The following is a 14,509-nucleotide window of genomic DNA, read 5'->3' as shown; positions in this document are numbered from 1 at the left end:
ATGCGGATAAGGAAAAGCGCTCTCTATGTTTCTTACATCGTGCTGAATAAAACCAAACACAGAGGGTATGAACATATATAGATGTTCATGAACTGGAGGGTCAATAATGGAGAAGATGAATCGAGGGGTTATTACAGCCCTATCGGCAATTGGAATCGCGCAAGCCTTAAAAATTTTCACTCATAAAAAAGTGACCGGGGAATGGGATCTGAAGCAGATTGCCACCACAGGCGGCCAACCGAGTTCCCATTCGGCTGGTGTGTCAGCGCTTGCGACATATATCGCTGCCAACAAAGGGTCGCGTCATACAGAAACCGCGCTAGCGACGATCTTCGGTGTCATCGTCATGTATGATGCTCAAGGAATCCGAAGACATACAGGAGAAATCGCTCAACTGGTCAATGACCTTGAAGATAACTTTGCCGCGATTTCTAGCGATTTTCCAAGTTCGGAATTTGTCGAGCGTGATAAAGAATTGAAAGAGCTTCTCGGTCATCAGCCGATTGAAGTGCTGGGCGGAGCCCTTTTAGGTGTCGCTCTTGGATATTTTTCTGCAAAGCTCGAAGGATAATAAAAAGCAATCGTGCGAAAAGTAAGACCAGGAGGTGATTCGGATGAAACATTCGAATAATCCTGGAAAAGATGTATTTGCAAACTCCGGAACGAATGTGAGTGAAGTGAAGCGCCGCAATGAACAATCGGGGCTCTCCTACAATCAGGTTAAAGAAAAGCTCGCTCGCAAACCAATTCAAAAATGATGGTAAATAAAGGCCTGCCCGGTGATGGGCAGGCCTCTACGTCTATCTAGGAATGAATTATAGGTCAAGGAGTGGAAAGATGTCCTAATGGAGCGACATCCAGCACCAGCGTCCTTAGCTACTGTTCTTCGGTTACATCAACCGCAGCGGTATTGTTGTTCATATAAGCAGCGGATAAGTGGTCATCTTCTTTGTTGCGTCCCTCAAGAGCTGCTTGAAGCTTCTGATTGGCAGATCCACGGTCTCTGCCTTTTGGATTGTTTTTCTTTCTGCTTTCGCTGTTTTTACTCATTTTCATCCTCCTCCTGTTGGTTCCTTCTTACTTTCTCCAAGAATCCTTCCCCTATGACTTACTTTTCACCCTTATTGATGAATGAAACGAACCAGTTTGATAAGACTAAGGAAAAAGCACGGATATTGCAGTGAATGACTGAATGCAATCCAAATTGGAGGAGTTCAAAATGCCAGAAAGCCCTCGTTTATCTTCTTCCGAAATTGGTACGTTGTGGATGACTTATCAGCAGAAGACGATGATTCTCACGATGCTTGAATATTTCATCGAACAAGCGGACGATTCTGAAGCGAAACAAATCATGACGAATTTAAGGTCAACCATTCAACCATATGTCGGCAAAATTGAATCCATGTTTAAACAGGATGATGTACCTGTTCCTATCGGTTTTACCAAGGATGATGTGAATACAGGGGTCCCAAAGCTTTTCGATAATGGTTTTGACATTATGTTTTTACGTTTAGTGAAAGAAATCAGCATGGGGATGCACACACTGAATTTAACGATGTCGTATCGCCCGGATGTCACGTTGCTGTATCAGGAACTGACCCAGATTACTCAAAAATGCTATGACGATTGTACGCAATTTTTATTGACCAAAGGCTATCTTCCAAGAGCTCCTTACGTGGCGATCCAAAAGCAGGTGGAGCATGCGAAAGGGATGAATTATTTAGGGATGTTCAACCCTTTAAAAGGAAAGCGGGCATTAAATACCGTTGAAATTGCCCACATCCACCATTCCATTGAGTCTAATATTACGGGGATGCAGATGATTTATGGATTCGCTCAAAGCGCCTCCCATAAAGATGCCAGCGATTATTTTTATAGAGGTGGAGAACTAGCGAAAGGCCTGATTAAGGAAATGAGTGAAGTCTTATTGCAAAACGACATACAAATCCCATCAACTGCCGGTGGGAATATCACCAGTTCCAAACTTCCGCCGTTTTCGGATAAGATCATGATGTATTGTGTCAGCCTGTTTTGCAGTTTTTCGCTGGGGGGGAATTCTTTAGGAACAGCGTTCAGTTTACGGAATGATTTACCTGCGAAATTAACCGTCTTTATGAAAGATATCTTCGAGTATGCCCATGAAGGCGCTAAAATCATGATTAAGCATGGGTGGATGGAAGAACCGCCACAAACCATTAAACATTGATGAAGAAAACCTGGCGAGGATTCGTCAGGTTTTTTATGTCAAGATTTTTATGTTGACATCTACTCCCTTATCCGTTAATATCGTAAAAGTCATTAAAACATATCAATTTACTCGGTTTTAAGGAGGATTTTAAAATGAAAAAGTTCGTTTTGCTTTTATCCATAGGTTTGTTAGCGATGGTGCTGGCTGCTTGCGGAAGCAGTGAGGAAGGCGATCAAGCTTCTTCTGGTGAAGAAAATGAGTCCGAATCTTCTGAGCAGACCTTGCTTGAACAGATTAAAGAAAGTGGAGAATTGGTGATTGGTACAGAAGGGACGTATCGTCCATACACCTTCCACGATGAAAATGATGAACTGACTGGTTTTGACGTAGAGATTGCGCGTGAGGTAGCGGACCGTCTTGGGGTCAAACCTGTATTTAACGAAACGAAATGGGATTCCATGTTTGCCGGCCTAAATGCTGAACGTTTCGATATGGTTGCAAATCAGGTTGGGATTACGGAAGAACGTCAGGAAGAGTATTCTTTCTCTGATCCTTATATTCAATCTTCCGCAGTGGTTGTGACTCATAAAGATAACGAGTCCATTCAGAGCTTTGAAGATTTGGAAGGTGTCAATGCTGCCCAATCCATGACGAGTAACTATGCAGACATTGCCCGTGAGAATGGAGCAGAAATTACAAGTGTGGAAGGATTCAATGAGTCCATGCAGCTTCTTGCGACAAAGCGAGTGGAAGCGACAGTCAACGACCGTTTGTCTGTGCTTGATTATTTGAACAACCGTGAGGATGCCCCTGTGAAAATCGCAGCCCGTCAAGATGATGCTTCTCAAAGTGGTCTGCTATTCCGTCAAGGCAATGAAGATCTTGTAAAAGCCGTCAATGAAGCCCTTCAAGAAATGAAAGACGACGGCACATACCTTGAGATTTCCGAGAAATGGTTTGGTGAAGATGTATCTAAGTAACATCTTTACAGACCCTCAAATGGAAAAATATATCGATATTATTGTGAGCTCTTTTCTCCCTTTGGTGAAAGGGGCTTTGTACTATACCATTCCGCTGACGCTGATTACATTTGCCATCGGATTAGTCTTGGCTGTCATTACTGCGCTCATGAGGCTTTCCAACATGAAAGTGCTCCAGTGGGTGGCTCGTGCCTATGTCTCGATCATTCGCGGGACACCTTTGCTTGTGCAATTATTTATCATCTTTTTCGGACTCCCGTCGGTGGGCGTGACGATTAACCCGTTGTATTCTGCTATTATCGGTTTTTCTTTGAATATGGGCGCGTACAATTCTGAGATTATTCGTGCGGCCATTTTGTCGATCCCTAAAGGGCAGTGGGAAGCTTCTCACTCCATCGGAATGACTAATTTCCAGGCCTTGCGACGAGTCATTCTGCCACAGGCGACGAGAGTATCGATTCCGCCCTTGTCGAACTCGTTTATCGGCTTGATCAAAGATACCTCGTTAGCCTCGACCATTACGTACACAGAAATGTTCCGAAAAGCACAGGAAATCGCAGCAACGAACTATCATTTTCTACTCGTTTATACCGAAGCAGCCGTGATCTACTGGATCATTTGTATCGGGCTTTCTTTTGTACAGGATCGTGTAGAGAACAGGTTGGATCAATATGTCGCAAAATAGGAGGCAGCTATGATTACCGTCAAAGACCTCAACAAATCTTTTGGAGATTTGCATGTACTGAAGAATATCAATATGGATGTCGACCGCGGAGAAGTGGTGGTTGTCATCGGACCCTCAGGTTCTGGGAAAACGACGCTGCTCCGTTCTTTGAACATTCTTGAGACACCGGAAGAAGGAGAAATCACGATTGGAAATCAGTCGATGGATTTTTCTAAGCCTTCGAAGAAAAAACAGATCGTCGAATTCAGAAAACAAACCGGAATGGTCTTTCAGAACCATAATCTTTTCCCACATTTCACCGCACTCGAAAATGTGATGGAAGGACCCGTGACTGTTCAGAAGGTATCTAAAGCGAAAGCACGTGAACGAGCGACGGAGATCTTAACGAAGGTCGGTCTGGGTGAGAAGCTTGATGCTTATCCGCATCAACTCTCTGGAGGTCAGCAACAGCGTGTTGGCATTGCTCGTGCCCTTGCTACTGGAGTGGAAGTCATTCTATTTGATGAGCCGACCTCGGCTCTTGATCCTGAGCTTGTCGGTGATGTTCTTAATGTCATGAAAGAGCTCGCGCAAGAGGGAATGACGATGGTTGTCGTTACCCATGAAATGAGCTTTGCGGAAGAAGTGGCCGACCGGGTCATCTTTATGGACCAAGGGGCCGTTGTGGAACAGGGGACCCCGGAGCAAATTTTCCAACAGACGAAAGAACCCCGTACCCAGCAGTTCTTAAACCGGATACGTAAGTAAAGTCAGGCGATTCTGCCTGGCTTTTTTTATTTGCCGAGTTAGGGCATTACTTTTCAGAATTAGGTCGCTATTCGTAATAGAAAGGGCGTTACTCTTGGGCGTTGAGTCGCTATATACTAGACTCAGGGAGTTATTACTTTTAAAGTCGTTACAGAAGATAGATTTGTTTGAATATTCTTTACTTCCCAGCCATAAACTCATAAACTGTGAGTGAGCAAGTATTTTCCATTACATACGTTGGAGGAAATGCTATGAAAACTTTAGAGCGTGTAAGCATTGTAGAGTATGAAGACAAGTATGCAGCATCCGTTGCGAAAATGTGGAATGAGAGCCGCGATAACTGGGGTGGTGATGCTGTTGTAACGACAGCTGAGGATGTCATAGAAAAGGAAGCGAAATCTACGAACCTTCATTTGTTCCTTGCTGTAGTAGAGGATGAAGTTGTCGGATATTGTGGACTTTCGGAATATAAAGAAGATACAGGTGCCCTTTACATCCCCTTGTTAAATGTTCATCCAGGGTATCAAGGGTTGAAGATTGGGAAGAGATTGCTGGTTCAAGCCATAGAAAAGACCGTCGAATACGGTTGGCCCCGGCTTGATCTTTTTACGTGGCCGGGAAATACGAAAGCGGTACCGCTTTATAAAAAATGCGGCTTCTTTTGGGAGGATCGGGATGATACGACCCACCTCATGAACTTCATGCCGCAAGTCATGCAAATCGAAGCATTGAAATCATTTTTCGAGAAGCATGACTGGTACTCGACGAGTGTACGACCTTTGGAAATCAAGCCTGATGGAACAAAGGATAGAGGGTTCACCTTTTATGAATATCGGTGGGAAGCGGGAGACGAGTTTGTGCGTGTACGGTTCGAGCGCACGGGTCGTGGCGTCACGCTCATTGAAACGAACGACTGGCGGGTAGAAATGAATGTGACAGATTTTAAACTATTAGAAAATAAAGATTACCCTGTGACCTATCAAGTGGAGAACTTTACGAGCGAACCACTGGAAATATCTTTGTCTGGGAAGTCTTCAACCCTTGTAAGAGAAAACCTGGATGAAGAAGCCATTGTGAAGTCTCGCTGGAGTACTTCATCCAGCGTCCAAGTTCAAGTCCCGGACCAAGAACCAAGCCCATGGAAAACCCACCCCGTCATTGGAGCGGAACTCGTGATCAATGGCGACCGCATCCCTTTGAGAACGGGCGTTTTTCCTCTTCAGGCAGGAAAGGTGGATGTTCGTACAGTTCATAAATATTGGCGTCCGAAGCAAAAGGGAACGCTCTATTTGGATGTGGAAAGCCGTATGGAAGAAAGGGCTGTTTTGACGATCAAGTTGCCTCATCAAAAAGTCCTCGAATGGGCGGATCCATCGGTGAAAGTCGAGGTAGAAGGCAAGGGGCGCACGACCATCCCGGTATCTGTGGAATTGTTAAAGAATGGCTTTTTGAATGAGGATGTGGAAGTGGATGGACGTACAGAGGATGGCCATGCTTTTTCCTTCCATACAAAGATCGCGCTTGCATTTCCAGGGTTCGGCGGGAAATTCGGAGGAGATACCGATACGGACTGGTACGGTTATAACGGGCCTTATTTTGTGAAAGTTGAAAAAAGAAATCATATGGTGTCTGTAGGATCAGTCAGGTCCAACGAAGAACCGCTGCTCCTTTTGACTCCAAAGATTGGTCATCCTTTCAGTGAAGAGTTTTCGAAAAAGATGGCGACGGCAGTCGAGTATATTGAACTGGCTGAAGCTTTTGTAATGAAAACCTCTCTTGAGTCTGAGTCCTTCCCGGGAATTTTGCTGAACAGTTACTACAAAATCTATGGCGACGGACTGGTCGAAATCCACCATGAGCTGATCAATAACGGGGAGAAGGATTACGAAAACCTTCATTTGCTGCAGCCTGTTTTTCCAAAATATAAAGCTCTGGCTCTCCCGGAGAAAGACGGCGTGGTCGTGGGTACGGAAGCGTTGATTCCTTATACGGAATACTTACGTGACAAGGATCTTTCAGAACGATGGCTGTACACGACGAACCGTGCTGGAGATACGTTCGGGATCGCGTGGCCGGAAGAAGCGAAGGGAAGAAAAGATGATTGGCGCTTTGCTTTTGAGTACAAACTTGACCGGCTTTCTTCAGGGAGTAAAAACTGTCATGGACCAATCCGAATTGGTGTGAATGTTACTTCTCATTGGTCAGAGTGGCGTGAGCTGATCATAGGTGAAGGAGAGTCCCTCCCGGAAAAGCCTGTGTTTGAGATGGTACCGAAAGAAGGGCTTGTTTCAAAAGCGGGACAAGAAGTGACACATTCGTTCCGTTCTTTACTGATTCCGTATTTGTATGGGGGGTTGACAGTTGAAGATGACGGGAATTCCTATAGGAAAGAAGCGAAACGGGAGGACGGTGTGACTGCGATCGATGTACCAATCATCCATGAGCGGCCGGGCTTCGTTGCTTTGTCCGGCACCTTCCGTTCTGAAGGAAGAAGCGCAGATTTCGAGACATATCAGCTCGTCGAGGGAGATCAAAAGGTGAAGGTCACCCAAAACGAAGATCGGTGGACGGTGGATAACGGAGTACTGACGTTCACAGCGTCGACGTCTTATTTTCCTGGGTTCTATTCCCTATGTCATCAGGGGCGCGAATTCTTTCATCACCAATATCCAGAAGCAGGTCCTAGAAGCTGGTGGAACCCATGGGGCGGAGGGCTCCGATATGTCCTGGACGGTGTGAGTCCTTTTTCAATGATGAAAGAAGAAACGAAAGTGGAATCCATTACGAAGAAAGATCAGGAAGGCAATGATTGGACGGGTGTTTGCATGGCTACAACCTTTCATGAACATGAAAAGATGAAAGGCTTGACCTTGAAACAATACGCTTTGACATTGCCTGAAGTTCCGGTCGTAGCGGTCTATGCAGAAATTGAGCAGAGGGCTCCCCGTACCTTTGCCGCAGAGGACATAACGCTGGAATCCTTTTTGAAACCGGATGAGAACTTATCCTCATGCTTTGCTCGGGTCCCGACAGAAGGCATTTTCCATACGTATTATGCTGGAGTGGAAGAGTATGAGCTCGAATCCGGTCCTGCTGTTGTCATTGGTTCGGATGGCAAAAGTGATCACCTGATGATGGTTCAACCCCAGAAGCGGAAGCTCTCAGAAATATATATGAATCAGGACGTTTTCCTCGCTGCATCTGTTCATGAATGGTCCGCTTCCTCACAAAAGGTAGCGGCTGTCGAGCCCACATTCTTTATCATCGGTGAACATGAGGAACCGTGGAAGCAGCATCCGTTCCACCGGATTTCTTTCAAGGAGAAGTAATATGAAAATTATTGATGCTCATATCCACTTCTCCCGTATTCAAAGTTTCAAAGACACGGGAGAGGACTTATCCCGTGTTGACTATACAAAACAAGGACTTCGCGAAGAGATGGAACGTGGCGAGATTGCTTTTGCCATCGGGATGGGTGTGACCGAGGGCAGCGAAGGCTTTCCGGATCGCCATGTTACGACGCCGATGGGGCTTGATTTGGACGAAGTTTTGCCGCCAGGGGTGGGTGTGTGTCCAGGAATCAACCCCTTCTGCTTGGGGCAGGATGCACTGGATCGATTAGAAACAGAACTTCAAAAGCCTGAGACCGTTGGTGTGAAAATCTATCTCGGTTACTATCCTTTCTACGCGTATGATGACATCTACCAGCCTGTCTATGATCTTGCTGCTGCCTACGAGGTCCCTGTTGTTTTTCACACAGGAGATACGTATTCGGAATGTGGGTTGTTAAAGTACTCCCATCCGCTGACATTGGACGAAGTCGCAGTTGCGAGGAGGGACGTCAACTTCGTCATGGCGCACCTGGGGGATCCCTGGGTGCTGACAGGCGCGGAAGTCGTTTATAAAAACAGAAACATGTTTGCTGACTTGTCCGGGTGGCTTGTCGGAACGAAAAAAGAACTGGATGAAAGACTCGTTGACAATCATTTCGACCATGTCCGCCATGCGTTGACCTATTGTGATCATTACGAGAAGTTGCTTTTTGGTTCTGATTGGCCGCTCGTCCCAATCAAGGATTACGCCGGCTTTATCGGTGATTTTATTCCTTCGAAGCATGTGGAAGGTGTTTTTTATGAGAATGCCTGCCGTGTTTTTCCTAAGATTAAAAAGATGATGTAAGCAAGCCCGTCCCTGACTCGTGGGGCGGGCTATTTTTACATGCAGGAGCCCCGTGTAGGTAAAAGGGAAAGAGGGGAACACTTATGATATGGTAGAGGCAACGACTGAAGCGATAAAGGAGATTTTTATGGATACACATAAAGGATGGAATTTGCAACAGAGTTATACGAAGCTCCCGGATGCTTTTTATACAAAAACAGCCCCTTCTGAAGTTGAAAATCCTGAACTCGTTCTCTTTAACGAGTCACTCGCAGAGGAATTAGGCTTGAGTACAACACCGACTCCAGCTGTATTCGGTGGCAATGAAACACCTGATGGAGCGGAACCCATCGCGCAGGCATATGCCGGCCATCAGTTTGGCCATTTCACCATGCTTGGCGACGGAAGAGCCGTATTACTTGGTGAACAGATGACGTCAGAAAATAAGCGCTATGATATTCAATTGAAAGGATCAGGACATACACCTTTTTCCCGTGGAGGTGACGGACGGGCGACGCTTGGTCCCATGCTCAGGGAATACATCATCAGTGAAGCGATGCACGGGTTGGGAATCCCGACAAATCGAAGTCTCGCTGTTGCTACGACCGGAGAGTACGTCCAGAGGGAAGACCTTCTTCCAGGTGCCGTTCTGACCAGGGTTGCTTCCAGTCATTTACGTATTGGAACATTTCAATATGCGGCCGGCCTCCAAGATCACGAACAACTGAAGACCCTTGCTGATTATGCAATCGAACGTCATGATCCTGATATCTTTGATGCTGAAAATCCCTATTTGGTCTTTTTTGAAAAAGTGATCGAACGGCAGGCCTATCTCATTGCTCAATGGCAGCTCGTCGGTTTTATTCACGGCGTGATGAATACAGATAATATGACCATCAGCGGAGAGACGATCGACTATGGCCCGTGTGCGTTTATGGACACCTACAATCCCAAAACTGTTTTCAGTTCCATTGATCGCCAAGGGCGCTACGCCTATTTGAACCAACCCCCGATTGGAGCTTGGAATCTGGCTCGTTTTGCAGAGACCCTGCTACCGCTTTTCCATGAAAATCAGGAAAAAGCCGTAGAATTGGCGCAGGAAGCTCATGCCAACTATGAAAAGCTCTATCACACGTACTGGCTAAACGGAATGCGGGCAAAACTGGGGATGATGACAGAAGAAGCCCAGGATCAACCTTTAATTGAAGATTTACTGGAGATCATGGAAAAGAACGGAGCGGACTATACGAACACTTTCCGTGCCCTCGCCATCGGTCGTCCCAATGAAACATCCTTGTATGGGAAACCGGCGTTTACCAACTGGTATAATCAGTGGCAGTCGCGTTTGGAGCGTCAGGAGAGCGGTGAATCGGATGTCCAAGCATTAATGAAAAAAGCGAATCCTTCTATCATTCCGCGTAACCACCGTGTGGAAGAAGCGCTTGAAGCCGCGGTGGAAGAGGGAGATTTTAGTCTCGTAAAACAGCTGCTTTCTGTATTGGAAGATCCTTACGCTTATACGGAAGATCAGAAAGCTTATGCAGAGCTGCCAGAACCATCCGATCAACCTTACCGGACCTTTTGCGGGACCTGATTAGAATAGCGAGCTAACTCTGGTTAGTAACGACCTAACTAGAGATCGTCCATGACTCTGCATCAGCCCATTTATGCTCATCCAGCTTTTTCAGTTCTTCAACCAGCTCATCGTAATAGTTCCATTCTTATATTTAAGATCAGAGCTTTTGACAGAGGACTTTGGTCGGATTATAATAGTATGTATAGCAACTATTTAGGGAGATCACATATGAATTTAAGTTTTCAAGATTATATAAGCATCAAGCTTCACCAGACAGATTTAAAGCTGACGAGCTATGTGAAAGCACAGCTGCAGCCTTACAACCTTGCCCCCGAGCAGAACCTGATTATGATGCTGCTTTGGGAAAAAGACGGAATGACGCAGAATCAGCTGGCTCATCATTTGAAGAAGGATAAGACGAACATTGCCCGCATGGCTTCGAACCTTGAGAAAAAAGGGTTCATCAAAAGGAACTTTTGTACAGAAGACAGGCGTTCGTTGGAACTTTATCTGACGGAAAAAGGACAGGAGTTAAAAGAACAAGTTCTACCTGTCGCGGAATCCTTCAATGATGCGGTAACTAAAGGCATTTCAGAAAAAGAACTACAAGAATTGGATCGGCTCCTCACAAAAATGCAAAACAACATCGAAGGGTGAGGAGCCCTTTTTTAAGTAGATAGTAGATATAGCAACTAATTGAAAGGATGGATGACATGGCAAACTTTCAAAGAGCAGTGAAAGATCATTGGTACGTCCAATATCAAGAGATGGGATTCCCGGCGATTCAAAAAGGATGGGTCCTTCCCGCAGACAGGTGGCGTGACTTCGATCCGTTCATCCTGATGGCGGAGGATTGGTTCAAAAAAGGGACATTCCCGGATCACCCGCACCGTGGATTCCAGACGGTCACGTATGTCGTCGATGGGCGGCTCGAGCACATCGATAATGCAGGCGGCCGTGATATTCTTGAGCCGGGAGACGTCCAATACATGAATGCCGGCTGGGCGGCAAGACATGCAGAAGACGGCGTGGAAGACGATGTCGCTCATACATTGCAATTATGGTTGAACCTGCCGAAAGACAAAAAGAATTCAGAAACCATCTATCAAAATGTATATGGTGAAGACGCTCCTGTCGTCCCTTTTGATGGGGGAGCAGTGAAAGTGTTCTCTGGGAACGTTGCTGGCGTAGAAGGACCGTTGAACTCCATTGTGCCCATTACGCTCAGCGAGGTCACACTATCTGAAGGGGCCACTTTCACCCTTGATCTACCTGAAAACCACAATGCCTTCCTATACGTTCTTGCAGGAGATGTTGTGGCGGGGGAAAATGAAGTGAATTTGAAAAAGCATGGGGTGGGTACGCTGTCTTTCCTTGAAGAAGGAGAGGGTTCCAGTGAGTTGAAACTCGTTTCCAAGAAGCGTCGCACGAAGGTGCTTGTTTATTCTGGTGCACCCATTCGGGAAGAAATTGTCCCGCACGGACCATTTGTTATGAATTCAATGGAAGAAATCAAACAGGCCTATAACGACTTCCGCCAAGGAAAATTCGGACCTCCTGCTGTATGATGAAAAGATATCTCGGGAAAAACAAAAGACGCTTGGATCTTTCCTATCCAAGCGTCTTTTGTTCTGGGCTCTTTTAAAGAGCACGCCTTTGTATCAAGATTGATTTCATGTTCTAATTCCTTCCCTCTTTCTGCTTTTTTTCAACCTTTTATCTGCTTCATAGGCATGATAAAGCGGTCCCGATGCAAGAGCGAAGGCTGCCATCATTCAATACCAATTCACTTTATACCTTGATTTTCTATCCAATAGAATAGAAGAAATATTTAGTAAATGCTAGACTTGATATACAAAATTGTCCAATGAGGAGGATGTGGAATGGATTTTAAGATCATGGAGGACTTCCGTGCATTTACAGACTTATCCCGACGCTGTTACCCTGGCATGAAATTGCATTCTAAAGAAGAGCAGGAAAGGTACACAGAACACCGGAGGGAAATGGCTCAGAAGGAGGACATTCACACAATCGGTCTTTATGAAAGAGAACAACTCGTAGGCGGATACATCGCCTATGACCATGTCATGAATGTATATGGTCAGCAAGTTCAAGCGGGTGGAATTGGAACCGTAGCGGTCGATCTTCCATACAAGAAACAAGGGCACGCGAAACGGATCATTCAGCATTTTTTAGGAGAGGCGAGAGACAAAGGTCAAACAATCGCCCACTTGTATCCATTCCAGCCATCGTTTTATAAGCGGATGGGATTTGGGGTGGGACCGCGGCTGTCGACCTATCAATTTCACCCTTCACAGCTTCCCTCCTACAATGAAGGAGAGACGGTAGCAGTGTTGAATGCAGCTGATCAAGATGAAGTGAAAGCATGTTATGACACATGGGCGAAAGAAAACCATGGGGCGACGGTTATTCCTCCGTACGGGTTCGCTTTCCTTGAAAAAGAAGAGCTTCACACATTCGGAGTGAGAGAAGAAGGCAAGCTGACAGGATACGTGACGCTTGAATTCAAAGAGGGTGATCACTTTTTACAAAACGATGTTCATGTCAAAAACTTCTTCCACACGACGATAAAAGCCTATCGCGCGCTTATACAATATCTACATAACCAAAAAGATCAGGTGCGTTCCATCTATTTTCCGACATTTGATCAGGACTTTGCTTATTCACTGAACGATCCTGTCCATGTTGATGAACAGCTCATCTTTTCCATTTACCATAAAGTCAGTGAAGAAGGCAGGGGATTGATGTATCGGATTTTGGATATTCCTGCTTTTCTTGAAAAACTCGTCGGGACCTGTTTCGGAACGGATACGGTCAAGGTCGGCTGGAAAGTGAGCGACTCCTTTTTGAATGAAACGTACGAAGCGGTCTGGCAGTTTACGAATGGAAAACCTGTGGCCACACATGAAGAGGCTGAAGTGTCCATTGAGATTGATATCGCTCATTTTTCTTCTTTGATGATGGGCTGTGTATCGCTTTCTAGTTTGCTGAGAAGTGGAGCGGCTGACAGCAATGGACGTGCGATTGATCTTTTTCAGTATCCCGATTACCCAAAATCCTGGACATTTTTCTAACAGAAACCATACCTATATAACATGTAGATCTAGGTGTGGGGAGAGGGAAAGATGAGAAGGAAGCATGTATTCGCAGCTGTGGAGCGTTTTGAAAGCGGTCCTTTTGCAAAAGTGCTCGAGGCTTTTCGGGTACGGTATGAAACGATCGGGGAAACAGCAGGCACCATCTACACGACCCCGCTTTCATATGAAGAGCTTATCGCACTGGCTGACTTTATGGATGTCAGTGTGTATGCTTTGGAATTACAGAGAAAACTTTCTTTAAAGAATTTTGAAGAGAAATTGCAGTCTAAATATCCCGGCGTGAAGCTTGAACAGCTGCTGACTGTATATTTTGAAAAGGAAACTGTTCAGAAATAATCTAGTACCAAGGTTGACGTGGGTTGGATAGGGGTATATAATAAAGTTAATTATTCTTGTTCGGTTAGGAATGAAAGCTAAAGGAACTTGAAAGTGACTTTCGTCTTGAATGAATAGGCAGAGCAATTATAGTAATACAATGTGGATCATCATCCACGCAGGAGGTAACAATATGTTACAAGGTACAGTTAAATGGTTCAACGCAGAAAAAGGTTTCGGATTTATTGAAGTAGAAGGTCAAGACGACGTATTCGTACACTTCTCTGCTATTCAAGGCGAAGGATTCAAAACTCTAGAAGAGAACGAACAAGTTTCTTTCGAAATCGTTGAAGGCGACCGTGGCCCACAAGCGGCTAACGTTCAAAAATAAGTAAGATAAAAAGACTTCCGACTCGTTCGGAAGTCTTTTTTTATGGCGAAATACTGATATATTTGTGGAAGTCACCGATAAAAGCGCAAAACCCACCGATAAATACGCTAAAGTAACTGATAAATAAAGAAAACCTACCGATACACGGATACAAGTTACTGATAAAATAAGAAGTTGCTAATATATGGTTGGAAGGCGCTAATAAAAGTGCGAAACCTGCTAATATTTGGCCTGAAGTTGCTAATAAAAGGGCAAAAGCTACTAATATATTGCGCAGACCTGCTAAAAACCTACTCCCTAATAGCTTCAACAAAAAAGCCAGACTCCATAAAGAGTCTGGCTTCATTTCG

General features: G+C 45.2%; 16 protein-coding genes. 14 read left to right on the top strand and 2 right to left on the bottom strand.

What is annotated here, in order from left to right:
- Window positions 1–106: 106 nt before the first annotated feature.
- Both K2225_RS16920 and K2225_RS16915 read left to right on the top strand, forming a co-directional pair.
- Complete coding sequence (locus K2225_RS16920; protein WP_220585821.1) at window positions 107–571, top strand: divergent PAP2 family protein; 465 nt, start codon at window positions 107–109, stop codon at window positions 569–571.
- 43 nt (window positions 572–614) lie between these two features.
- On the top strand, window positions 615–758 hold the full coding sequence (locus tag K2225_RS16915; RefSeq protein ID WP_220585820.1) for a hypothetical protein: 144 nt from the start codon (window positions 615–617) through the stop codon (window positions 756–758).
- Window positions 759–876: 118 nt separating this feature from the next.
- Here the strand turns inward: K2225_RS16915 and K2225_RS16910 are convergent, their stop codons facing one another.
- Complete coding sequence (locus K2225_RS16910; RefSeq protein ID WP_167506217.1) at window positions 877–1,050, bottom strand: hypothetical protein; 174 nt, start codon at window positions 1,048–1,050, stop codon at window positions 877–879.
- 169 nt (window positions 1,051–1,219) lie between these two features.
- Between K2225_RS16910 and K2225_RS16905 the strand changes: the two genes are divergently transcribed.
- From K2225_RS16905 to K2225_RS16850, 12 genes are all read left to right on the top strand, one after another.
- Window positions 1,220–2,206, top strand: coding sequence for a DUF3231 family protein (locus K2225_RS16905; protein WP_220585819.1), 987 nt, complete (start codon window positions 1,220–1,222; stop codon window positions 2,204–2,206).
- Between the two features lie 134 nt (window positions 2,207–2,340).
- Window positions 2,341–3,168 (top strand): amino acid ABC transporter substrate-binding protein, encoded by an 828-nt coding sequence (locus tag K2225_RS16900; protein ID WP_220585818.1) that lies wholly within the window; start codon window positions 2,341–2,343, stop codon window positions 3,166–3,168.
- Window positions 3,155–3,853, top strand: a complete 699-nt coding sequence (locus K2225_RS16895; RefSeq protein WP_220585817.1) for an amino acid ABC transporter permease — start codon at window positions 3,155–3,157, stop codon at window positions 3,851–3,853. The genes K2225_RS16900 and K2225_RS16895 overlap by 14 nt, the downstream gene beginning before the upstream one ends.
- A gap of 9 nt (window positions 3,854–3,862) precedes the next feature.
- The gene (locus K2225_RS16890; protein ID WP_220585816.1) at window positions 3,863–4,600 is read left to right on the top strand and encodes an amino acid ABC transporter ATP-binding protein; all 738 of its coding nucleotides are present in this window, start codon (window positions 3,863–3,865) and stop codon (window positions 4,598–4,600) included.
- A 251-nt stretch (window positions 4,601–4,851) separates the two neighbouring features.
- Window positions 4,852–7,929 (top strand): GNAT family N-acetyltransferase, encoded by a 3,078-nt coding sequence (locus K2225_RS16885; protein ID WP_220585815.1) that lies wholly within the window; start codon window positions 4,852–4,854, stop codon window positions 7,927–7,929.
- A gap of 1 nt (window position 7,930) precedes the next feature.
- On the top strand, window positions 7,931–8,779 hold the full coding sequence (locus K2225_RS16880) for an amidohydrolase family protein (RefSeq protein ID WP_220585814.1): 849 nt from the start codon (window positions 7,931–7,933) through the stop codon (window positions 8,777–8,779).
- Window positions 8,780–8,906: 127 nt separating this feature from the next.
- Window positions 8,907–10,352, top strand: a complete 1,446-nt coding sequence (locus tag K2225_RS16875) for a protein adenylyltransferase SelO (protein WP_255574644.1) — start codon at window positions 8,907–8,909, stop codon at window positions 10,350–10,352.
- 210 nt (window positions 10,353–10,562) lie between these two features.
- The gene (locus tag K2225_RS16870) at window positions 10,563–10,991 is read left to right on the top strand and encodes a MarR family winged helix-turn-helix transcriptional regulator (RefSeq protein ID WP_220585812.1); all 429 of its coding nucleotides are present in this window, start codon (window positions 10,563–10,565) and stop codon (window positions 10,989–10,991) included.
- Window positions 10,992–11,038: 47 nt separating this feature from the next.
- Complete coding sequence (locus K2225_RS16865) at window positions 11,039–11,902, top strand: pirin family protein (RefSeq protein WP_220585811.1); 864 nt, start codon at window positions 11,039–11,041, stop codon at window positions 11,900–11,902.
- 315 nt (window positions 11,903–12,217) lie between these two features.
- Window positions 12,218–13,429: a GNAT family N-acetyltransferase gene (locus K2225_RS16860; RefSeq protein ID WP_220585810.1), complete on the top strand. Its 1,212-nt coding sequence runs from the start codon at window positions 12,218–12,220 to the stop codon at window positions 13,427–13,429.
- Window positions 13,430–13,480: 51 nt separating this feature from the next.
- Window positions 13,481–13,789, top strand: a complete 309-nt coding sequence (locus K2225_RS16855) for a hypothetical protein (RefSeq protein WP_220585809.1) — start codon at window positions 13,481–13,483, stop codon at window positions 13,787–13,789.
- Between the two features lie 172 nt (window positions 13,790–13,961).
- Window positions 13,962–14,159: a cold-shock protein gene (locus K2225_RS16850; RefSeq protein WP_089651440.1), complete on the top strand. Its 198-nt coding sequence runs from the start codon at window positions 13,962–13,964 to the stop codon at window positions 14,157–14,159.
- 40 nt (window positions 14,160–14,199) lie between these two features.
- Here K2225_RS16850 and K2225_RS16845 read toward each other — a convergent pair whose 3' ends face one another.
- Window positions 14,200–14,505, bottom strand: coding sequence for a hypothetical protein (locus K2225_RS16845; protein ID WP_220585808.1), 306 nt, complete (start codon window positions 14,503–14,505; stop codon window positions 14,200–14,202).
- Window positions 14,506–14,509 lie beyond the last annotated feature (4 nt).

Origin of the sequence: Halobacillus sp. Nhm2S1, from assembly GCF_019599545.1 — a bacterium.
GTDB lineage: Bacteria > Bacillota > Bacilli > Bacillales > Halobacillaceae > Halobacillus.
This window is presented reverse-complemented; position numbering and strand designations above follow the sequence as displayed.

What these genes read in the sequence shown, in the direction of transcription:
- K2225_RS16920 (WP_220585821.1), top strand. Translation starts at nt 107, where the DNA reads ATGGAGAAGATGAATCGAGGGGTTATTACAGCCCTATCGGCAATTGGA.
- K2225_RS16915 (WP_220585820.1), top strand. Translation starts at nt 615, where the DNA reads ATGAAACATTCGAATAATCCTGGAAAAGATGTATTTGCAAACTCCGGA.
- K2225_RS16910 (WP_167506217.1), bottom strand. Translation starts at nt 1,050, where the DNA reads ATGAGTAAAAACAGCGAAAGCAGAAAGAAAAACAATCCAAAAGGCAGA.
- K2225_RS16905 (WP_220585819.1), top strand. Translation starts at nt 1,220, where the DNA reads ATGCCAGAAAGCCCTCGTTTATCTTCTTCCGAAATTGGTACGTTGTGG.
- K2225_RS16900 (WP_220585818.1), top strand. Translation starts at nt 2,341, where the DNA reads ATGAAAAAGTTCGTTTTGCTTTTATCCATAGGTTTGTTAGCGATGGTG.
- K2225_RS16895 (WP_220585817.1), top strand. Translation starts at nt 3,155, where the DNA reads ATGTATCTAAGTAACATCTTTACAGACCCTCAAATGGAAAAATATATC.
- K2225_RS16890 (WP_220585816.1), top strand. Translation starts at nt 3,863, where the DNA reads ATGATTACCGTCAAAGACCTCAACAAATCTTTTGGAGATTTGCATGTA.
- K2225_RS16885 (WP_220585815.1), top strand. Translation starts at nt 4,852, where the DNA reads ATGAAAACTTTAGAGCGTGTAAGCATTGTAGAGTATGAAGACAAGTAT.
- K2225_RS16880 (WP_220585814.1), top strand. Translation starts at nt 7,931, where the DNA reads ATGAAAATTATTGATGCTCATATCCACTTCTCCCGTATTCAAAGTTTC.
- K2225_RS16875 (WP_255574644.1), top strand. Translation starts at nt 8,907, where the DNA reads ATGGATACACATAAAGGATGGAATTTGCAACAGAGTTATACGAAGCTC.
- K2225_RS16870 (WP_220585812.1), top strand. Translation starts at nt 10,563, where the DNA reads ATGAATTTAAGTTTTCAAGATTATATAAGCATCAAGCTTCACCAGACA.
- K2225_RS16865 (WP_220585811.1), top strand. Translation starts at nt 11,039, where the DNA reads ATGGATGACATGGCAAACTTTCAAAGAGCAGTGAAAGATCATTGGTAC.
- K2225_RS16860 (WP_220585810.1), top strand. Translation starts at nt 12,218, where the DNA reads ATGGATTTTAAGATCATGGAGGACTTCCGTGCATTTACAGACTTATCC.
- K2225_RS16855 (WP_220585809.1), top strand. Translation starts at nt 13,481, where the DNA reads ATGAGAAGGAAGCATGTATTCGCAGCTGTGGAGCGTTTTGAAAGCGGT.
- K2225_RS16850 (WP_089651440.1), top strand. Translation starts at nt 13,962, where the DNA reads ATGTTACAAGGTACAGTTAAATGGTTCAACGCAGAAAAAGGTTTCGGA.
- K2225_RS16845 (WP_220585808.1), bottom strand. Translation starts at nt 14,505, where the DNA reads ATGAAGCCAGACTCTTTATGGAGTCTGGCTTTTTTGTTGAAGCTATTA.